12 protein-coding genes are annotated in these 19,057 nt (G+C 56.2%); 5 read left to right on the top strand and 7 right to left on the bottom strand.

From position 1 onward, the window contains the following. Nucleotides 1-93: 93 nt before the first annotated feature. Nucleotides 94-5,370 (bottom strand): AAA family ATPase, encoded by a 5,277-nt coding sequence (locus tag FOY56_RS18240; protein ID WP_146347395.1) that lies wholly within the window; start codon nucleotides 5,368-5,370, stop codon nucleotides 94-96. 930 nt (nucleotides 5,371-6,300) lie between these two features. Between FOY56_RS18240 and FOY56_RS18235 the strand changes: the two genes are divergently transcribed. The 5 genes from FOY56_RS18235 (at nucleotide 6,301) to FOY56_RS23660 (ending at nucleotide 12,541) form a co-directional block, all read left to right on the top strand. Beyond that, complete coding sequence (locus FOY56_RS18235; protein ID WP_186766390.1) at nucleotides 6,301-7,245, top strand: SphA family protein; 945 nt, start codon at nucleotides 6,301-6,303, stop codon at nucleotides 7,243-7,245. A 48-nt stretch (nucleotides 7,246-7,293) separates the two neighbouring features. Then, on the top strand, nucleotides 7,294-9,180 hold the full coding sequence (locus FOY56_RS18230; protein WP_146347391.1) for a DUF3604 domain-containing protein: 1,887 nt from the start codon (nucleotides 7,294-7,296) through the stop codon (nucleotides 9,178-9,180). Between the two features lie 5 nt (nucleotides 9,181-9,185). After that, the gene (locus FOY56_RS18225) at nucleotides 9,186-10,985 is read left to right on the top strand and encodes a DUF3604 domain-containing protein (RefSeq protein ID WP_146347389.1); all 1,800 of its coding nucleotides are present in this window, start codon (nucleotides 9,186-9,188) and stop codon (nucleotides 10,983-10,985) included. Nucleotides 10,986-11,896: 911 nt separating this feature from the next. Beyond that, complete coding sequence (locus tag FOY56_RS23665; RefSeq protein WP_186766389.1) at nucleotides 11,897-12,139, top strand: LuxR C-terminal-related transcriptional regulator; 243 nt, start codon at nucleotides 11,897-11,899, stop codon at nucleotides 12,137-12,139. Nucleotides 12,140-12,400: 261 nt separating this feature from the next. After that, complete coding sequence (locus FOY56_RS23660; protein WP_186766388.1) at nucleotides 12,401-12,541, top strand: hypothetical protein; 141 nt, start codon at nucleotides 12,401-12,403, stop codon at nucleotides 12,539-12,541. A 193-nt stretch (nucleotides 12,542-12,734) separates the two neighbouring features. Here FOY56_RS23660 and FOY56_RS18215 read toward each other — a convergent pair whose 3' ends face one another. The 6 genes from FOY56_RS18215 to FOY56_RS18190 form a co-directional block, all read right to left on the bottom strand. Continuing rightward, nucleotides 12,735-13,940, bottom strand: a complete 1,206-nt coding sequence (locus FOY56_RS18215; protein WP_246139525.1) for a CaiB/BaiF CoA transferase family protein — start codon at nucleotides 13,938-13,940, stop codon at nucleotides 12,735-12,737. Then, on the bottom strand, nucleotides 13,937-14,722 hold the full coding sequence (locus FOY56_RS18210) for an enoyl-CoA hydratase/isomerase family protein (protein WP_146347383.1): 786 nt from the start codon (nucleotides 14,720-14,722) through the stop codon (nucleotides 13,937-13,939). Before FOY56_RS18210 ends, FOY56_RS18215 begins: the two co-directional genes overlap by 4 nt. Then, on the bottom strand, nucleotides 14,719-15,999 hold the full coding sequence (locus FOY56_RS18205) for a TRAP transporter large permease (RefSeq protein ID WP_146347381.1): 1,281 nt from the start codon (nucleotides 15,997-15,999) through the stop codon (nucleotides 14,719-14,721). The genes FOY56_RS18210 and FOY56_RS18205 overlap by 4 nt, the downstream gene beginning before the upstream one ends. Then, entirely contained in the window at nucleotides 15,999-16,565 is a 567-nt protein-coding gene (locus FOY56_RS18200) for a TRAP transporter small permease (RefSeq protein ID WP_146347379.1), read from the bottom strand. The genes FOY56_RS18205 and FOY56_RS18200 overlap by 1 nt, the downstream gene beginning before the upstream one ends. 119 nt (nucleotides 16,566-16,684) lie before the next feature. Continuing rightward, nucleotides 16,685-17,665, bottom strand: coding sequence for a TRAP transporter substrate-binding protein (locus FOY56_RS18195; RefSeq protein WP_146347378.1), 981 nt, complete (start codon nucleotides 17,663-17,665; stop codon nucleotides 16,685-16,687). Between the two features lie 74 nt (nucleotides 17,666-17,739). After that, entirely contained in the window at nucleotides 17,740-18,897 is a 1,158-nt protein-coding gene (locus FOY56_RS18190) for a pyridoxal-phosphate-dependent aminotransferase family protein (protein ID WP_146347376.1), read from the bottom strand. Nucleotides 18,898-19,057: the final 160 nt, after the last annotated feature.

Here is a 19,057-nt window from a genome sequence, read left to right as displayed (position 1 = left end):
GTTTGCAGCCAAATTCTGATGGAAAATCAGTCCTCACCTTGCCCTGTGTTCAAAACCCAGAGTTTCGTTTTTGTCAGCATTCGGGGCACATATTTATGCACCCAGTTCGCCAAGATATTGCCGCGCCACCGTGTCTTCGGGATCCATTTCCAGGATCTGGCCGAACCCGGTCCGCGCCGTCTGTTCATCGCCGTGTTCCAGCGCATGCAACGCAGCAGAAAGATGTGGTTTGGTCGCAAGTTTGCGGGCGACCATATCTGCGGGATCTGCATCAAACACTTCGAACAGCGAAACTTTGGTGCCGCCCTTGACCCTGACCTGTCCCAGTCTGCGGCTTTGATACACGTCGGCATCATGCAGCAGATTCAGCGTCTGTTCACTGATCAGTAGACGCGTACCGTATATTTTATTCAATGATTCTACACGGCTGGCCAGGTTGACCGCGGCCGAAATGACGGTTCCGTCCATTCGGGCCTGCCCGCCGATTGTGCCAAGCATCAACCTGCCAGAATGCAAACCCACGCCAATTTCAACAGGCACTTCGCCCTGGCTGACCCGCCGCTGGTTAAAGGTTTCCAGTGCTGAAAAGATATCGATAGCACAGCGCAGTGCCTCGTCTGCGCGCCCGGGAAACAACGCCATCAGGCCGTCGCCGGTGTATTTGTCCACGATCCCATTGTGCCGAGCGACCTGCGGTTCCATAGCTTGCAAAAAGGCGTTGATGAACGCGAATGTCTGTTCTGGCGACATCGCGTCTGACAGGCGTGTGAAATCGCGAATGTCCACGAACATCACGGTCATGTCCCGCGACACCTGATCGCCCAGCTCCACATCGACAATGCTGTCTCGTCCCAGAAATCCGAGGAATTTTTGGGGTACAAATCGTTCATAGGCCCGGTTGATCCGCAACACTTCGTCATAGAACTGCGCGTTTTCGATCAGAACAGCCATTTGAGCGGACAGCATGTTCAACAGCTGCAACCGGTTGGCCGTAAAGGCGCCCGCCGCAAGATCATTTTCCAGATACAGGATTGCAGCCAGTTTGCCCTGATAGCTGAGCGGCATGCACAGAACCGACCGCGTTTTGTGCCGTATCACATAGGGTTCCGAATTTACGCTGCTGTCGGTCTGCGCGTCATCGATCATCATGGGGCGTTCGGTGCGCAGAACATAGCGGGCGGCAGCCAACAGCAGCGGCGCTTCGTCATTCAAATCGTCCAGCGCCTCGATCGACAGGTCGGGAAATGTCACCTCGGTTTCTTCGGCTGATGCCATTGCTGCAGACACCTGTCGTCCGCGTTTGTGCAGCAACAGCAATCCACGTTGTGCGCCCGCGTTTTCAATGGTGATCTGCATCATCTGCGACAACAGACCTTCCAGTTCTATCGCACCCGACAAGGCTTCTGCGGCTTTCAGGACCGAGTCGATGTCGATTGTATTGGCACCGGGGTTCTTGTCCTGCGCGGTGTCGACCATCTCCGGCAGCAGATCGCCATAACGCTCAACCAGGTCTGCGCGCTTGGCTTCGCTGCCCCAATGCGCGTGGCAGCGCTCGGCCTGTTGCAGGAATACTTTGGCCAACGTCGTGTTTCCACGGTCCAGCCAGAAACGCGCGTGCAATTCGTGGGCCAGCGCCTCTTCCTGAATATAGCGGTTCTGATGCGCCAGAACTGTCGCCTGATCAAAATGTCGGGCCGCATTGGCCGTGTCGTTCAATCGCGCGCAACGTTCGGCTTCGACCAAATGCCAGCGATGGCGATTGTTCTCGGGGCAGTGATCAGACCAACCGTCCAGTTTCTCCTGATTTTCAACGATTCGCTCGTCATCGGCTTCGGCCCCATTGGCCAGAAAGACCAGCGATTCATAAAAATGGAACAGCGGGATCTGATGCACCCCCACTGCGCCGTCCAACAGGTCACGGGTCGCGGCGGCCAGCCCTTTGGCCTGTTCGTATTGACCAAAGCAATAGGCCAACACGGTCTTGTTGTAGTGCAGGTGGAACAACGCGGTGCGGTCACCAACCTGTTCGTGGATCGGGCGCATCTGGCTTTCGTCATAATTCTCGCCAATCAGATCAACAGGATTGTCAGACGGCGTCAGCCAGTTGGCGATGACCTGATGATAGATCTGAAACAGTGACAACGCCGCTTCTTCCTTGGAGGCCACAATCGCTGGACGTTGGCCGGTCATGCGCGCGTGCAGCTGACCCAGCGGATGACCTACTGCGAACAGGTGCTGATTGTGGATCATCAGCGAATGCGTCGAGTATTCGATATCGCCGGTATCCAGCCCGGATTGATATGCTTCCAGCAGCGGTTCCAGTGTCGCCCGGATCGGGCGCTTCCAGTGGGTGACGCATATGTTGGCGATGAACAGCGTGCGGGCCCGCAATGCCCGCGCATCATAGCGATCCAGGACGGCCCGAGACAATTCACCAAATTCAAACCCGCGTTCGATCTTGCCCTCGAAGGCACATAAATTCAGGCCGTACACTGCATACCCAAACGCGCTTTCGCCGACATTGCCATGACGGCCTGACAATTCGACCATTTTGGCGATGATCAATGGCAGCAACTGCGGCGCGGCAAAGTAAGACGCCGAAAAAATCAGACTAAGAATGCGCATTGCGGCACGCGCGTTTTCGTCCGTCATTTCTGGCAGGTCGATCAGGTCCGCAACATCTTTTCCAGCCAGCGATCCTTCGGCGGCACCAAAGCCTGCGCCATAATCCTCAAAAGTCGGCTCCGCAGGAAAGCCAGCCCCCAGATCCAACAACAATGGCAACGCCACTGCCAGGGCCTCTTGACGCTTGTCACCCGCGATAAAGGCGCGCAATTCGATATCGCGCAAACGCACGACATCCATCAACGACCGGGCGCGTTTTTCGGTTTCGGCGGCCAGGACCCCCATGCGGTCAAAATCATGGGTCAGATAGGCGGATTCCGTTGCTTCGATGTGCAGATCCAATGCCAATTGGTAATCTTGATCCCAGGTGTTGTCGGGCATCACCGCAAGACCATTGCGCAAATACTCTGACGCGGATTCAAAAGCCGCAGCATCTTTGGCACGCCTGGCGGCGCCCAGGTTCAACGCGGCTAGTTGGCTGCGCGCTTCGGGTGAATCAATAAGATCGGAGGCATTGTTGAAATGCCCCACCACATCGAACCATTGTTCCCGGGGCGACGTCTCCGCCAAAGTCCGGTGCATGGTTCGCGCAATGACCAGATGAGTCTGTCGCCGCTCGTCTTCTGTCTGCAGCCCATAAGCCGCCTGCTGCACCCGATCGTGCAAGAAGCGATAGGTGACGTTGGCCCCCGCTTCAGCATCTGCGCCATCGTGCCCATGCGCCACCCGATAGTTTTGGGACACTGGCATAATCAGGTTGTCCTGCAATAGCGGCCACAGCTGCTGCGCTGCCGTATCGGATTGCATTCCGGCGATTTCTGACAAAGTCAGCAGATCAAACCGGCTGCCAATACATGCAGCTGTTTTCAGCATTGCAGCAGCGTCGCCTGGCATCCGGCGAATTCGCGCAACAACCAGATCAACGACATTGTCGGTGTAGTCGCGCCGCTCGATTGCTGCCATATCCCATTGCCAGGCGTTTTCACGATAGTCGAACGTCAGCAGCCCGTCATTGTTCAGTGCCAAAAGGAACTGATTCAAAAAGAACGGATTTCCCCCGGTTTTTTCGTAACACAGGGTAATCAGGGCATCGGATTCGCTGAGCGGAAGGCGGATCATCGCGCTGATCAGGTCGGCGACGTCAGACGTGCGCAGCGGGCCCAGTTCAATATCTGTAACTGCGGTCTGTTGTTCTTGCAGCGCTTCCCGCATCAGTGACACAGGATGTGCTGGGTCAACTTCGTTGCTCCGATACGCTCCGATCAGCAACAGATGATGTAGAGTCGCGCCGCTTGTGATCCGCCGCATCAGGTTCAGTGACGGCAAGTCGGCCCATTGCAGATCATCAATAAAAACAACCAGCGGATGATCGGCACTGGCCATCACCTGCAAGAAGGATTCGATCACGCGGCCAAAGCGGTTCTGGGATTCTTCGGGCCCAAGGTCCGGAACCTGTGGCTGTTCGCCAATGATCAGTTGCACTTCCGGAATGGCATCAATGATGATCTGACCGTTCGGACCTAACGCGGCTTTCAGATCCTCGGCCAATCTGTCAATTGCGCTCCTGCTGGCCAACAGCCGCTGACCAACCAGTGCACGCAGTGCTTGAAGAATGCCGCCATAGGGCTGATCCCGCAAGTTGACGTCGAACTTGCCAACAACGAAATACCCGTTTGCCAGCGCGATCGGACGCTGCAATTCATTCACCAGCGCAGATTTTCCGATGCCGGAATACCCGTGAATAAAGGCGATTTCCGCGCCACCGTTGCGGCAACTGCGAAATCGATCCAGCAGGGTTTGAAATTCGCTATCCCGGCCAAACAGCTTCTGAACCGGCATCAGGCGATCAGAATAGTCCGAATTTGCCAACCGAAAATCGGCAATCTGGCCCGTTCGCGCAAACTCTTTGGCGCAATACTCCAAGTCTTCAATCAGACCGGCCGCACTTTGATATCGATCCGCGATGTTCTTTTCCAGAAGGCGCCCGACGATCAGCGATACCGCTTCGGGCACATTGGGGTTTGCCTGGATCAAAGACACCGGAGCCCGCGCGATATGGGCGTGGATCAAGGCTGCTGCATCCAGTTCGCGCCCGTCTTCGTCAAAAGGTGCCCGCCCGGAAAACAGATAGAACAATGTCGCACCAAGGCTGTACAAATCCGCTCGGTAATCGATCGTGCGGTTCATCCGACCGGATTGTTCCGGCGCGATATAGTGCAGAACCTCCAGCGGCAAATCCAGGTTCGCCGTTTCCGCATTTTCAAGAGACAGTTCACTGGCCTGTCCGAAATCGATGATCCGGACCATATCCCTGTCTGGCGACAGCAGGACGTTCGCCGGGCACAATCCCTTATGGATCACGTCGGTCTGATGGATGCGGCCGACCACACCAGCCAGCGCCACCGACAGATCCAGCGCTTTTTGCAGATCGCCCAGATAAGGGCCGTCTGCAGAAACCGCCGCGGCCAATGTATCGGCCCCGATATCTTCAAGCTCCATCAACAGGCCGTGCCCGTTGCGACGCAACTCTCCAACGCCGATCACGCCTTGCGCTGCTGCGGAAACGCGCTGCGTCAGTTCATATTCGTACCTGAACCACGATTGCACGTCCGCGGTGGGAAATTCATCTTTCAACACTTTGAGGATATGTGGTGCACCGCTATCGGCATTGCGGACGCGCAAGATCCGGGTTTGCCGCCCATCAAACAGCGTGTCCAGAATATCGTAGTGTTCCACTGCTTTCATTGCCACGTATCCTTTGCGACGGGCCAGAGCTAGACGACCAAAATCACTGGATAATGACAAACACGTCAGAACAGGCACATACCGTTAACCAAAGTACACCGGCTGCACACAGGCTGTGGGCGACAACGTCATTTCGGCAAGTGGCCTAGCCCATTCCTTACTTTCACATTAATGTTTTATTGCCCCGTAGCCAACGAAAAATTATTCGTTTCGTCAAGCGGTTGACCGGATATCGGTCACATCTGGGCATGGTCTTCTGCGCGAAACCGGAACTGTAAACCAGAGAGTTTAAACCAGCTTACAGCCGATCCTTTGGATGCATTTCCACACCTATTTGCGCATGTATGGCCGGGTAGAATTTGCGCGGAGTTGCCAGCAGTTCGGGTCATTTACCTGACGATCATGCCTTTCATAAACCGTCAGGTTCCAGCTGGTTTCTGGTTCGCCACCATGGCCTTTTTCCGGCCTCTGCGTTTCGCAGCCTGAGTGCCCAATGTTGTTACCCATATCACTCGGCCCCGGTTCCTCACTACCGTTGCAGCTTGGCACACTGCGCGGCGAAAGTTCAGAGAACTGAGTTCAAGACGCGCCATCTGCGCCTTGACCAATCAGAAAAGCTCGGACATTTCATCACTCTGTTTTCATTATAAAAATTACACCGTCAGGCGGAAATCAATAGGTTCTTAACCCGGGGAAAGGGGAAGCGCGCCCGCCAGCGGACTTATACAACAAAGCCCCTGATGCCACCGATGCGGGTGGCTCTGAAACGACTTGTTCAGCTTTCGACGACTGCGCTCAAGCACGCGAAATTTGAACACCATCGCAATTGCTATACGTGATTCTTTAATACAGAATATGAACGGAACGCTGGGCGCACCCTATTTTTCAGAGGCTATTTGATTGAAAAAGCTCGCTAAAAATGCTGCGGGTATGATAGCCGCCGCACTTGTTCCGTCCTCATCTTTAGCCGTTGAAGGCGGAATCGAAGCGTATCTTCTGGGCAGCCGCGACAGCATGGCCGGGATCCTGCCACCTGCGGGAACCTATCTGAATAACGATTTCGTGTTCTTCAGTGGCAGCGCACCCAGCATCTCGGCGGGTGGTGCGGCGATCGTCGATCCAAACGTTGATGTGTTTACCTATAAGTTCAATCTGACGCATGTCTTTGACACCCAGATCGGGGGCGCCAGGGTTGGTCTGAACATCAACATTCCATACGTCGCCGCCGATATGACTTATTCGGGTGAACTTGGTTCTGGCCTGACCGGCAATCTCGAAGACACTGAACGCGCGCTTGGGGATATTACCCTGACCCCAATTTTCAATTGGACCCGCGGCAAGCTCCACACGAACCTTGCCTTACAGTTCTTTCTGCCCACCGGGCGGTATGAGGCGGCTGTGGTCAATGTGCCCGGCAAGTCCGTCAATGCCTTGAACGCTGGTAAAAACCGTTTCGCGTTTGATCCGACTGTCGCGATGACGTGGTTTGACCCTGCCAGCGGCTGGGAGGTGTCCGGCGCGCTTGGGATCACGGTCAGCGCCAGGAACACGGCCACCGATTATCAGACAGCACCCGAAGCGCATTTTGAAGCAACCGTCATGCGCCAATTCCCGAGTCAGGTGGCGCTTGGCCTGACCGGGTATCACTATCAGCAGGTCAGCGATGACAGCGGATCGGGGGCCGATGCGTTCAAGGCCCTTGTCGGCGCAAACAGCCTTCAGGCACGGGTCAGCGGGATCGGGCCAATTCTGACGTGGAGCACCAAGATCGGCAACGCTCCGGTCACGTTAAAGGCGAAATATATAACTGAATTTGGCGCAAAACGTCGGTTTGAAAGTGACAAATTCTGGGTCACAGTCGGCCTAGTGTTCTAACTTCGTTAACGGCATACGCCGAGCATTTGTATTTTTGGGGGAAACATCATGATCAAACCAAGTCTTATGACAATGGCGGCCATTCTTGCCGCAACCGGTGCTGTTGCCCAAGACACAAGTGGCTCTGCCCCCTATTCACCAAACGCAAATCGGGCTTTCCCCGACATGGTCCTGTTTGGCGACACACATGTGCACTCTGCCCTGTCGGCAGATGCGGGCGGCGGCGGAACCACCCTTATGCCGCGTGACATGTATCGCTTCGCCAAAGGCGAACAGGTCAACTCAAACACCGGCCTGCCGGTCAAGCTGTCGCGTCCGTTCGATTTTTACATGCTGACCGAACATACCGATGGAATGGGTGTGATCACTGATATCATGCGTGGTGCATCAAATGTCATGGCAGACGAAGACGGCAAACGCTATCACGAGGAATTTGCCAAAGGAGGGGATGCGGCAAAGCAGGCGAGCATTGATCTGATTGCTCAGTTCAGCCAGGGCACCCTCAGCGAAGCATTGCTGTATCAGCCCGGGTCCGAAGGGTATGACAACACCTGGAAGGATCTGGTGCAGGCCGCAGAAGAGTTTAACGAACCGCACCGCTTTACAGCCATGATCGCTTACGAGTGGACATCACTGGTGGCTGGCAACAACCTGCACAGGAACGTCATTTTCCGTGACGGGCCTGAGCGTGCGCTCCAAGTGGTGCCTTTCTTGATGTCCCCGCCGGCTGGCAGCCCCGATCCACGTGATCTTTGGAATTGGATGCAGAACTACGAAGACACCACCGGCGGCGATGTGCTGGCCATTCCGCATAATCCGAACCTCTCGAACGGTATCATGTTCGCCCCCAACGACCTGTTCCGTGACGGACAGGCGTTTGATCGTGAATACCTTGAAACCCGCCAACGCTGGGAACGCCTTCTTGAGATCGGCCAGACCAAAGGCGACAGCGAAGCGCATCCGCTGCTATCCCCGACCGATGAATTCGCCAATTACGAACGCTGGGATTGGGCCAATCTTGACGTAACCGAAGCCAAGACGCCCGAGATGATCCAGTATGAATACGCCCGCAGTATTCTGAAACACGGGCTCGACTTTCAGGCCAAGCAAGGTGTGAACCCTTTCAAGTTGGGATTTGTTGGCGGATCGGACATCCACACCGGGCTGACGACACAGGATGATGATAATTTCTTCGGGGCATTTGCATGGATGGAGCCCTCAAAAGACCGGGCAACCATGTTCGCCAAAGGCAACGAAGAACTGGATATCGGGTACAAGGGTTGGCAATACGCGACCCCCGGTCCGACCGCAGTCTGGGCCACGTCGAACACCCGCGCTGGCATCTTTGACGCAATGGAGCGGCGCGAGGTGTACGCAACCACAGGCCCACGCATTACAGTGCGGTTCTTTGGCGGTGATTTCGACCCCTCAGACCTGAAACAACGCGACCTCGCCAAGATCGGGTACACCAACGGAGTGCCGATGGGCGGCGATCTGGCCGCAAGCGAAACCCCTTCATTTCTTGTCTATGCCATGCGCGATCCCATCGGGGCAAACCTCGATCGGATTCAGATTATCAAAGGCTGGATTGATGCGAACGGCGATCAACACGAACACGTGCATGATGTGGTGTGGGCTGGTGACCGCGAGCCGGGATCGGATGGCAAATTGCCTGCTATCGGCAACACCGTCGATTTGTCGGTTCCCACATGGTCAAATGCAATTGGCGCAGCACAGCTTGAAACCGTCTGGACAGACCCCGATTTCGACCCCACTCAGAACGCGTTCTATTATGCCCGCGTAATCGAAATCCCGACGCCACGCTGGACTGCGTATGACGCTGTACGCTTTGACATCGACATGCCGCCCGAGGTCAAAATGATCACACGGGAACGCGCCTATACTTCGCCAATCTGGTACACGCCGAAAGGATAAGACTGATGAAAAGACTTCTATGCTCGGTCGCGACCTTTGCCTTTGCCTTTGCCGCCACAGCGCACGCTGACCCCAACCCACTACGCAACGCATATTTCGGCGAAACCCACATGCACACCGCATTTTCGCTGGATGCCTATATCGGCGGCACAAGGCTGATGCCGGCGGATGCCCTTCGATTTGCACAAGGCGAGGCCGTAACGATGCCCGACGGCACAGTCATGCAACACGAGCGCCCGTTGGATTTTGCGACTGTCACCGACCACTCTGAATACCTGGGCGAGATGTATTCGACCATGTTCAAAGACGCGCCGGGCCATGACAACCCTGACCTTGTGACTCTTCGTGGTCTGACTGACATCGAAGACCGGCAAAGCTGGTTTTTCAAATACGTGGTCTCAAACAACCGCGGCAGCAACCCACAGCATCCTGACTTCTTTGCCGGGCCTGGAACGACCAAAAGCGCATGGGACCTGATCGTCACGGCCGCGAACGAGGCGAACAAGCCAGGCGAATTCAGTGCCATGATCGGGTTTGAATGGTCGGCTGCCCCGAATGGTGCCAACCTGCACCGCAACATCATTTTCCGCGATGACAACGTCCCCGAAAATGTGGTGAGCTATGTTGATCTGAACACAGAAGAACAGCTTTGGGAATGGATGCGTTTACAGGAGTCGGGGGGTAAGCATCTACTTGCGATCCCGCACAACTCCAACGCGTCCAAGGGTCGGATGTTCCCTGACACAGACAGTTTTGGCGCCCCCCTGTCGTTGGAATACGCGCGCACCCGCGCCCATTTCGAACCGCTGATCGAGATGCTGCAGGTCAAAGGTGGCTCCGAAGTGCATCGCAAGTTCTGGGCTGCTGATGAATTCTCCGATTTCGAAAACGCGGATTCGATCCAGAAGAACTCAGGCCGCATTTTTTCAAAACGCGACTTTGTGCGCGGCGGTCTGGAACGCGGTCTGGTGCATGAGTTCAATCTGGGCCAGAACCCCTTCAAATATGGCTTCATTGGCGGCACAGATAATCACAATGGCCTGATGTCGGCGGTGGCCGAAGACAATTTTATTGGCGCCCACGGCCCCGAAGACGGCACCGTCGAACGCCGCCGAACTGGCGACATTCTGGGCTGGATTGACGGCAAGGATCTGTCCATCGGATCGCTGGCAGCCGTCTGGGCAACAGAAAACACCCGCTCGGCCATTTTCGATGCGATGCGCCGACGTGAGACCTATGCAACCTCTGGCCCGCGCATCAAGCTGCGCATGTTCGGTGGTGTCGGGTTGTCCGATCCGATTGGTCCAGAAGCTATGGCGCGAGAAGGGTATCTGAACGGTACGCCTATGGGCGGCACCCTGCCTTCGATCGCCGTCGCCCCAACCCTTACGTTGTACGCCGAGAAAGATCCTATGGGTGCCAATCTGGACCGCATCCAGATCATCAAAGGCTGGGTCGACGTCCATGGCGATCTTAATGAAAAGATCATCGATGTGGTCTGGTCCGGTGATCGTCAACCAGATCCCGTAACTGGAAAGCTGCCTGCGGTCGGCAACACGGTTGATCTGAGTACAGCGCTCTTTACCAACGACATTGGTGCAAGTGTGCTGAGCGGCAGCTGGACAGATGCCGATTTCAACCCGGGCGAGGCCGCCTTCTACTATGCCCGTGCGCTGGAAATCCCGACACCACGCTGGTCAACCTATGACGCAGTTCGTAACGGCCTGCCCTTGTTAGAGGACGTGCCGGCCATCATTCAGGAACGTGCTTGGGGGTCTCCAATCTGGTACGCACCAGGCCAGTAAAGAACGCTTTGAAAACACTCCTGCGACCTAAGCACTGGGTCGCAGAGTTGCGCTCTCAGCTTGGATCAACCTTTGACCACCACAAGATACGCAGTGACGTGGTTGCCCGGCGCCACATTGACCGCCGTAACCGTCCCATCGACCAACCTGATATTGGCATGGTCCATCTTCATTTCTTCCGATGCCAGTGCCGGTTATCGAGCTTAACGCCCCCAACGGGCGCTTGCAGAACAGACAAAAAACCCAGACTGTTGAAAAAAGCGGGTTTCGTCGCAGCGGCCATCTTAGCCCGAATGCACTCGGCCAGAAGCGCGAAAAAATCGACAATGACAGATTCCTGTTTGACGTCAGCGCGGCGCTATGACGGCCAGTCATCAGCTCCAAGGCACACTCTCTCAACGTGCAAATTGTCTAAGCGTCAGCTTTCTGACTGGGCATCTCCCATATAACAGATGCCGGGTTTTGCCGCGCACTCGACCTTCAGGCTGATCACATCGAAAGAATAAATTATGCCTGATTTTTTTCCTATGTTTCCAACCTTGGACCACATGAAACCATCGGTGTCGCAGGCTTTGTCTGCTACGTCGCATCGTTTGGGTCAGAGCAAATCGACCTATTTGGACCCATAAGCGCTGACGTCAGACACTCTGAACCTGCCATCCGAGGCGAAGGACGCACTTAAGGAAAGCCTTGCGAACGTCTTTATGACGGCGGATCGGCCAGAACTACTGCTGAGCATTGAATACCGCGCCCAACGCGGCCCGGTCTTATTCTAAATCCTTCGTTGGCCCACAAATTCCACGCAAGCCAAAAAGCACGCACTTGTCGTCTCAACCCGCTATCACTGTCAGACCGCATTAGGGGACACGCTGCATGAGGCGTTCAACCTGCCCACAGCCGAACAGTGCGTGGTGCGCACTCTTGTGGAAGGGGCGGATGCCAAGGCGATTGCAGCCGAAAGGGGCACCAGCGAGGGCACGGTCCGCGGCCAGATCAAATCCATTCTGGGAAAGATGCATGCACGCACCCAGTCCGAAGTCATTCGCTTTGCACTGTCATTGCGCGATGTGTCGGAAAGCGCCCATCCGGGCGTTGAACACTCAAGACAGAAGCCGGTCTTTGACGCAGCCGACTGGCCGACGGTTGAGGACTGAAAACCGTTCAAATCTGTCAGGGTCCCGGATGGACGGCGCCTTGACTATCATCACATGGTCCCAATCACCGGCCCAACACGCCCCCCATTTGTCGAAGTTCACATCCAAAGCCGCCGTGACAATGGGAAAGCGTATCGGGGTGATCGAAATGTTTCGGCAAATGAACCAACGCTCGCCTGCTGATATGGCGCTGATCGGGAATGATGAATTGGGCCCGGCTCTGGTCGCCAACGCCGAACTGATCGCAGGCAAGGGCAGGACGTGGCACAGGCCTACGCGATGGAAATTCTTGCGACAGAGGCACAGTGGTCACATGTGCCGATAAAGTGCGCAGGCATCAAAACGTGGTTCGTCGATGGGGCTGAAGACCCCGCGACGGATGTCGCCACCATCGCAGAATAACGGGAGGCTTTTCCCTTGGTTGATATTGAGGTCATCCCAAATGCAGGGCAGCTCTTGATGTATCTGCATTTCCAAACACTGATCCCCAGTTTCGCGAAAGCCGCGAAAGCAGTGGGTTGGTCCGGTTCGTGTTTTGGGACATGTCCCATCTCTGGCCGTAAGGCCAGCCTCTGCCGCATCAGTTCAGGGTCGCTTATGATGCAATGACGGCCTGAGATTGGATGAGTGTCTCGATCTGCGTGGTGCCATACCCCAGTTCGGTCAAGACCTCTCGTGTATGTTGGCCCAACAGCGGGGCTGCGTGATCGACGCTTGCAGGTGTGCGGCTGAATTTCACCGGATGGCCGATCGTTTCGACTTTGCCTGCAGTCGGATGGTCCAGCTCGACAATCATATCGCGGGCGCGGGCCTGGGGGTCTGCATGCATCTGCAGGATATCGTTGACAGGACCGGCCGGCAGATGCGCCTGTTCCATGCGCTGCAACCAATTCTCGGTCGTGTCCTGAACCAGATACCCAGTCAGAATGTCGACCAGCGCAGGCAGGTTCTGCATCCGGTCCGCATTTGAGGAAAACCTGGGATCATCGTTCAACTCGGGGGCCGAAATGACATCCAGGAACCGGATCCAGTTGCTTTGGTTCGCCGCGCCGACATTGATCCATCCATCGCTGGTCTGAAATGCCTGATACGGCGCATTCAGAGGATGGGCCGAGCCAAGCGGGTCGGGTTTCTCGCCGGTCGCAAAAGCAATGGCCGACTGCCAGTACGTCTGGGTGATCGCAGCCTCAAAAAGCGAGGTGTCGACCTTTTGCCCCACCCCGGTTTGCAGCATGCTGGAATAGGCCGCCGACACCCCCATTGCCGCCAAAATACCGGCATTGATGTCGGAAATTGGGGCCGCAACCTTGACCGGCGGGCGACCCGGCCCTTCCCCTGTGATCGACATCAATCCCGACATGCCCTGGGCAATCAAATCAAATCCGCCGCGCTCGGCATAAGGACCGGTGCGGCCAAATCCTGAAATTTCGCAATAGATCAGGCGCGGATTGACTTTGGCCAGATCCTCGTAGGACAGTCCGAGCTTTTCCATCGTGCCTTTGCGGTAATTCTCGATCACCACGTCAGCCTCGGCCAGAAGCTTGCGCAGGATGTCTTTGGCGTCGGGATCTTTCAGATTAAGCGAGATGCCACGCTTGTTGCGATTCATCATCATATAGGCCGCTGCTTCGCCGCCGATCTCGGGCGGCACAAACCGCCGACTGTCATCGCCGGTTGGTTTTTCCACCTTGATGACGTCGGCCCCCATATCGGCCAGCATCAAGCCGCAGACTGGCCCGGCCATGATATGGGCGAGCTCAACAACGCGCATGCCTTTGAGCGGACCTGATTTCGGGCTCACTTGCCCCTCCATACCGGTTTGGTCTTGCCCAGGAAGGCCTCCATGCCAGTGCGAAAATCGTCGCTCATGTAACACGACACGATCAGATCGGAATCTTCGACCTTGGATGCGATGCGGTTGCGCCGCATCGCTTCCTTGGTGGCGCGCAGTGTCAAAGGCGCCATCGATCCGACTTTACCGGCAAGTTCAGCGGCACGGGTCAGCATCGCATCCTCGTCCGGCAGGACTTCGCTGACCAGCCCGATCCCAAGTGCTTCGTCGGCTTCGATCAGGCGCGCGGTAAAGATGATCTCGCGGACACGTCCGGCCCCGATCAGTTCGGACAACCGGGCAAGGTTGCCCGCCGCCAGACAGTTGCCCAGCGTGCGTGCAATCGGAAACCCAAATTTCAGGCTGGCGGAAGCGATCCGGATATCGCAGGCCGCAGCGATAGACCCACCGCCCCCTGTGCAGGCCCCGTTGATCGCAGCTATGGTGGGCACCGGACAGCGTTCAACGGCCTCAAGAACCGCATCAATCTGGTTTTCATAATCCAGCGCGTCCTGCGGTTTTTCAAAGGCGCGAAACTGGGTCATGTCGGTGCCTGCGGCAAAAGCCTTGCCTCCGGCGCCCGAAATCACAACGGCGCGGACGGTCCCGTCAGTCGGCATCTCGGTGCACAGCTGGGCCAGTCGTTCATACATGCCAAAGGTCAACGCATTGCGCGCTTCGGGCCGCTGGAAGGTGATCCACAGAATGCCGTCGCGCAGCCTATCCGTGATTTCGACTGGGTGTTCGGTCATCGGTAAAAATACTCCACAAGGAACATCGGCACGGATGGAACGTAGGTGCACAGCATCAACACCGCGAGCAGCACGCCAACGAACCAGACATTGACCTTGGACACTTCCCAGATATTCGCGCGCGCCACCGAGCAGGCGGTAATCAGAACCGATGCCACGGGCGGAGTTTGCTGTCCGATGGCCAGGTTAAGCGTCACCACCAGCCCGAAATGCACCGGATCAATGCCAGCCGCCGTGATCAGCGGGATCACGATCGGGATCACCAGAATGATCGCCGCCGCCGAGTGCAGGAAAAAGCCAACGATCAGGAAGAAGAAGTTCAGGATCAGCAAGATCGCCCATTGCTGCGTGGTGATCGACAGGATGCTTTCTGCCAGTTGCTGAGGGATCTGTGCGCGGGTCAGAAAGCCGCCCATCAGCACGGATGCCGCCACCAGCAGCATAACAACAGCAGTCTGAATGCCACCATCCAGCATCGCGCGGCGCAGGTGGCTGAAGTCAAGGTTGCCATACCATGCCGAAACAATAAGAGAGGCCAGCACCGCAAGTCCCGCCGCTTCGGTTGCCGTCACATATCCACCAAAGATACCGCCCAGAATAATCACCGGAAGCGTGAAGGCCGGAAGGGCATCCATAAAGGTCTCGCGCAGACGCGGCAGGTTAAAAGCAGCTTCGGTTGGGAAATTGTACCGCTTAGCAAAGAAATAGGCGACCAGCATCAAACCAGCTGCCCCCATCAGACCCGGAACGATGCCTGCGACAAACAACTGTTCAACGGACGTATTTGCCGAGGCCGCATACAGGATCATCGGGATAGAAGGCGGAATGATGATGGCAAGCGACGCCGAGGATGAGGTCACTGCGGCTGAGAATTCCTTACTATAGCCGCGTTTTTTCATCTGCGGGATCAGGATCGACCCCATCGCCGCCACATCGGCCACCGCCGAACCCGAAATTTCGGCGAAAAACAAAGACACCCCGATGTTCACCATCGCAAGCCCGCCCCGGATGAACCCGATGATTGCGCCGACGAAATTGATCAGCCTGTCGGTGATCCCGCCTGCGTTCATGATGGCCCCCGCAAGGACAAACATCGGGATCGCGATCAGCGAGAATTTGGTCGACCCATCGTACATATCAAGCGCAATGGTCACCAGGCTGTCAGGCCCTTCGGTGAACAGCAGCCCAAGAACCCCACACATGGCCAGCGCCACGGCTATCGGGATGTTGATGCAGATCATGATCAGCATCGCTGCGAAAATACCGGCCATAAGCATCAGACGCGATCCTTGTTCTTTTCGAGTTCGACTTCGACCTCTTCTTCGATTTCAGCATGCTCAAGTGAAATACCGTCGGCAGTCAGCTTGAGATAACCCGGAAGGCTCAGCAGCTGACACAGCATGAACAGGATTGCCCCGATCGGGATGACGGATTGGGTGAACTGAACAGGGACCCACGTAAGCGAGATCAGTGTATCACCTGCAAGAACTTCAAGAACCTGAAGCCCAGCGCGTGCCATCAGGAAGAAGAAGATCAGCACGATCACCTCTCCGACCAGCAAGGCCGCAACCCGGAATTTGACAGGCAACTTCAGCAAGACGGTGTCAAAGCCGATATGGCGGCGATGAAGCGCCGCAAGGGCTGATCCGTAATAGGTGATCCAGGCGAGCATGATTGCCGCCACCTCGTCGTACCACGAAAAGCTTTGACCGAGGAGGCGCGCGATGACGGCAAGAGTAACCGTCAGCGTCAGCACGACCATCAGACTGATCGTGATCCACTCAAGGACCTTGCTGAGCATCCGGTTGATGCGCGACAACGTCGGGAAGGAAGCGTTTTCCATGTCAGCAAGACCTGTTGGATATTATTCGTCACCCCCGCACAGTTCGTGCGCGAGCGTGATCGAGTATCGTTTCGAGTGTGAGAAAGAGGCGGCAGGAAACCCTGCCGCCGTCAGGTCGATCAGCTTCCGCTACCGAGCCCGAGGACCGTATCGATCATGTCCTGACCGCCGTCGACTTCGTCAGCGAACTGCTGGTAGATCGGCTTGGACGCTTCGATGAATGCGGCCTTATCGGCTGTGTTCACTTCGACGCCTGCATCTTCGATGACTTTCAGCAGGCTCGCTTCCAGTTCTGCGGCTTTCTCATAAGTAAAGTCCTGCGTCTTGTTGGCACAATCCGTCAGACCCGCCTGAATGTCTGCCGGCAGTGCGTCGTATTTCTTCTTCGACGCCAGAATATACGCGGGCGTATAGACGTGGCCGGTCACAGACAGATACTTCTGCACTTCTTGGAATTTGGCTGACGCGATCTGTGCATAGGGGTTTTCCTGGCCGTCGATCACGCCGGTTTGCAGCGCGGTGAACACGTCAGAAAAGGCCATTGGCGTCGGGTTTGCACCGTATTCCTGGAACATCTTCAGGCGCCAGACACCATTAGGTGTGCGCAGTTTGATACCAGCAAGATCGGCGGGCACATTGATCGGGCGGACGTTGTTTGTGATGTTACGAAAGCCGTTTTCGGCCAATCCGACAATGTGATAGCCGTTTTTATGGGCCGCATTCTGGAACACATCCATCATCTCGCCCTGCACCCGGCGCATGTGGTCACGGTCAGTAATGATGTAGGGCATTTCGAAAATGCCGAACGAGTCATCGACCGATGACATCACCGAAGACGGCAAAGAGAAATCGACCTGACCCAGCTTGAGCTTTTGCAGCAGCTCTTTGTCCTTGCCCAGCTGAGATGAGCCGAAAGTCTGGACTTCGACCTTGTCGCCCATTGCGCCGTTGACGCAGGCGGCAAAATTGTCGACGGACGCTTCGAAAAGCGATCCCGGTTTGCCCACATGACCGAACTTCATTGTCATATCGGCTGCGGACGCGGCTGTTGCCAGACCGATGGCCGTGGTTGCCGCAAGAATTTTTGCGATTATTTTCATGACGTTCTCCTCCCAGAGATTGGCTTTTGAATACGATCTTATTCAGTTTTGCCCCGTTCGCGGGGGTCTTGGTCTTAGGACAGCAAGCTCATCGCCGCCTGCACCCCACCCTCCTCGTGGGGAACATTCGCCTGCTTCAGCCCCATTTCGACACCGGCCAAAGTTGCAACCAGCATCAGATCGTTGAAGTCGCCCAGATGGCCAATGCGGAAGACCTTATCAGCCACTTTGGACAGACCATTTCCCAATGATATATCATAATGTTCCAGCGTAGAGGCCCGGAATGCATCGGCGCTGTGCCCCTCGGGCAGTCTTACGGCGGTCAGCACGCCGCTTTCCTGCCCTTGCGTGGCGCAGAGAACCTCAAGCCCCCATTTGCGCACCGCTGCACGCGCAGCCGTGCCATGACGCGAGTGGCGCGCAAAGACGTTTTCCAGCCCCTCTTCGTGCAGCATATCGATCGCTTCGTTCAGGCCGTAAAGCAGATTGGTGGCGGGCGTGTAGGGAAAATAGCCGGTCTTGTTCGGGCCAACCATATCGGCCCAGTCCCAGTAAGATCTTTGCAGTTTTGCCGTCTTGTTGGCGGCCATCGCCTTGGCGCTTGCCGCATTGAACGACAGGCCGGGCGGCAGCATCAGCCCCTTCTGCGATCCCGAAACGGTGACGTCGACGCCCCACTCATCATGCTGATAGTCAAGTGATGCCAGACCCGAAATCGTATCAACCATGAACAACGCCGGGTGGCCCGCCTTGTCGATGGCCTTGCGCACTTCGGCGATGGGCGACACGGAGCCGGTCGAGGTTTCGTTGTGTACGACACAAACCGCCTTGATCTCGTGTCCCTTGTCCTCGGCCAGATAAGCTTCGATCTGCTCCGGGTCGGCCCCGCCGCGCCAGTCACCTTCGATAAATTCGGCCTGCAGGCCCAGCTTTTCCGCGAGCTTTTTCCAAAGGGTCGCAAAGTGTCCGGTTTCAAACATCAGGACACGATCACCCGGCGACAGCGTGTTGACCAAAGCAGCTTCCCAAGCCCCAGTTCCGGACGCCGGAAAGATGAACACGTGCTGTTCCGTCTTGAAGATCGTCTTCAGGCCGTTCAGCGCCCGCGACCCGACTTTGGCAAAGTCCGGACCGCGATGATCGATGGTTTGTTGCCCTATCGCGCTCAGAATACGGTCCGGCACAGCACTGGGCCCCGGGATTTGTAGAAAGTGGCGGCCAGCTTTTCTCATGACAATCGGTCTCACATCCAAAGTACGGAAAATCGGTCAAGGCAGAGGCCCCGGACCAGCAGTTTTGCTTTTTGGTTGAAACAACGTAATTTTGAATTCATAATTAAGTCAATCGAAATTTGCCCGCCGGCCGTCCCGATCCCACTGGCCCAATCACACT

The sequence above is a fragment of the Falsiphaeobacter marinintestinus genome (genome assembly GCF_007923355.1).
Classification (GTDB): domain Bacteria; phylum Pseudomonadota; class Alphaproteobacteria; order Rhodobacterales; family Rhodobacteraceae; genus Phaeobacter_A; species Phaeobacter_A marinintestinus.
The sequence above is the reverse complement of the archived record's forward strand: the minus strand, read 5'-3'. Positions and strand labels throughout refer to the sequence as shown.

Excerpts from the sequence above, each read along its gene's own strand:
- FOY56_RS18210 (WP_146347383.1), bottom strand. The coding sequence starts at position 14,722 with ATGACCGAACACCCAGTCGAAATCACGGATAGGCTGCGCGACGGCATT.
- FOY56_RS18240 (WP_146347395.1), bottom strand. The coding sequence starts at position 5,370 with ATGAAAGCAGTGGAACACTACGATATTCTGGACACGCTGTTTGATGGG.
- FOY56_RS18230 (WP_146347391.1), top strand. The coding sequence starts at position 7,294 with ATGATCAAACCAAGTCTTATGACAATGGCGGCCATTCTTGCCGCAACC.
- FOY56_RS18225 (WP_146347389.1), top strand. The coding sequence starts at position 9,186 with ATGAAAAGACTTCTATGCTCGGTCGCGACCTTTGCCTTTGCCTTTGCC.
- FOY56_RS18235 (WP_186766390.1), top strand. The coding sequence starts at position 6,301 with ATGATAGCCGCCGCACTTGTTCCGTCCTCATCTTTAGCCGTTGAAGGC.
- FOY56_RS18190 (WP_146347376.1), bottom strand. The coding sequence starts at position 18,897 with ATGAGAAAAGCTGGCCGCCACTTTCTACAAATCCCGGGGCCCAGTGCT.
- FOY56_RS18200 (WP_146347379.1), bottom strand. The coding sequence starts at position 16,565 with ATGGAAAACGCTTCCTTCCCGACGTTGTCGCGCATCAACCGGATGCTC.
- FOY56_RS18195 (WP_146347378.1), bottom strand. The coding sequence starts at position 17,665 with ATGAAAATAATCGCAAAAATTCTTGCGGCAACCACGGCCATCGGTCTG.
- FOY56_RS18205 (WP_146347381.1), bottom strand. The coding sequence starts at position 15,999 with ATGCTTATGGCCGGTATTTTCGCAGCGATGCTGATCATGATCTGCATC.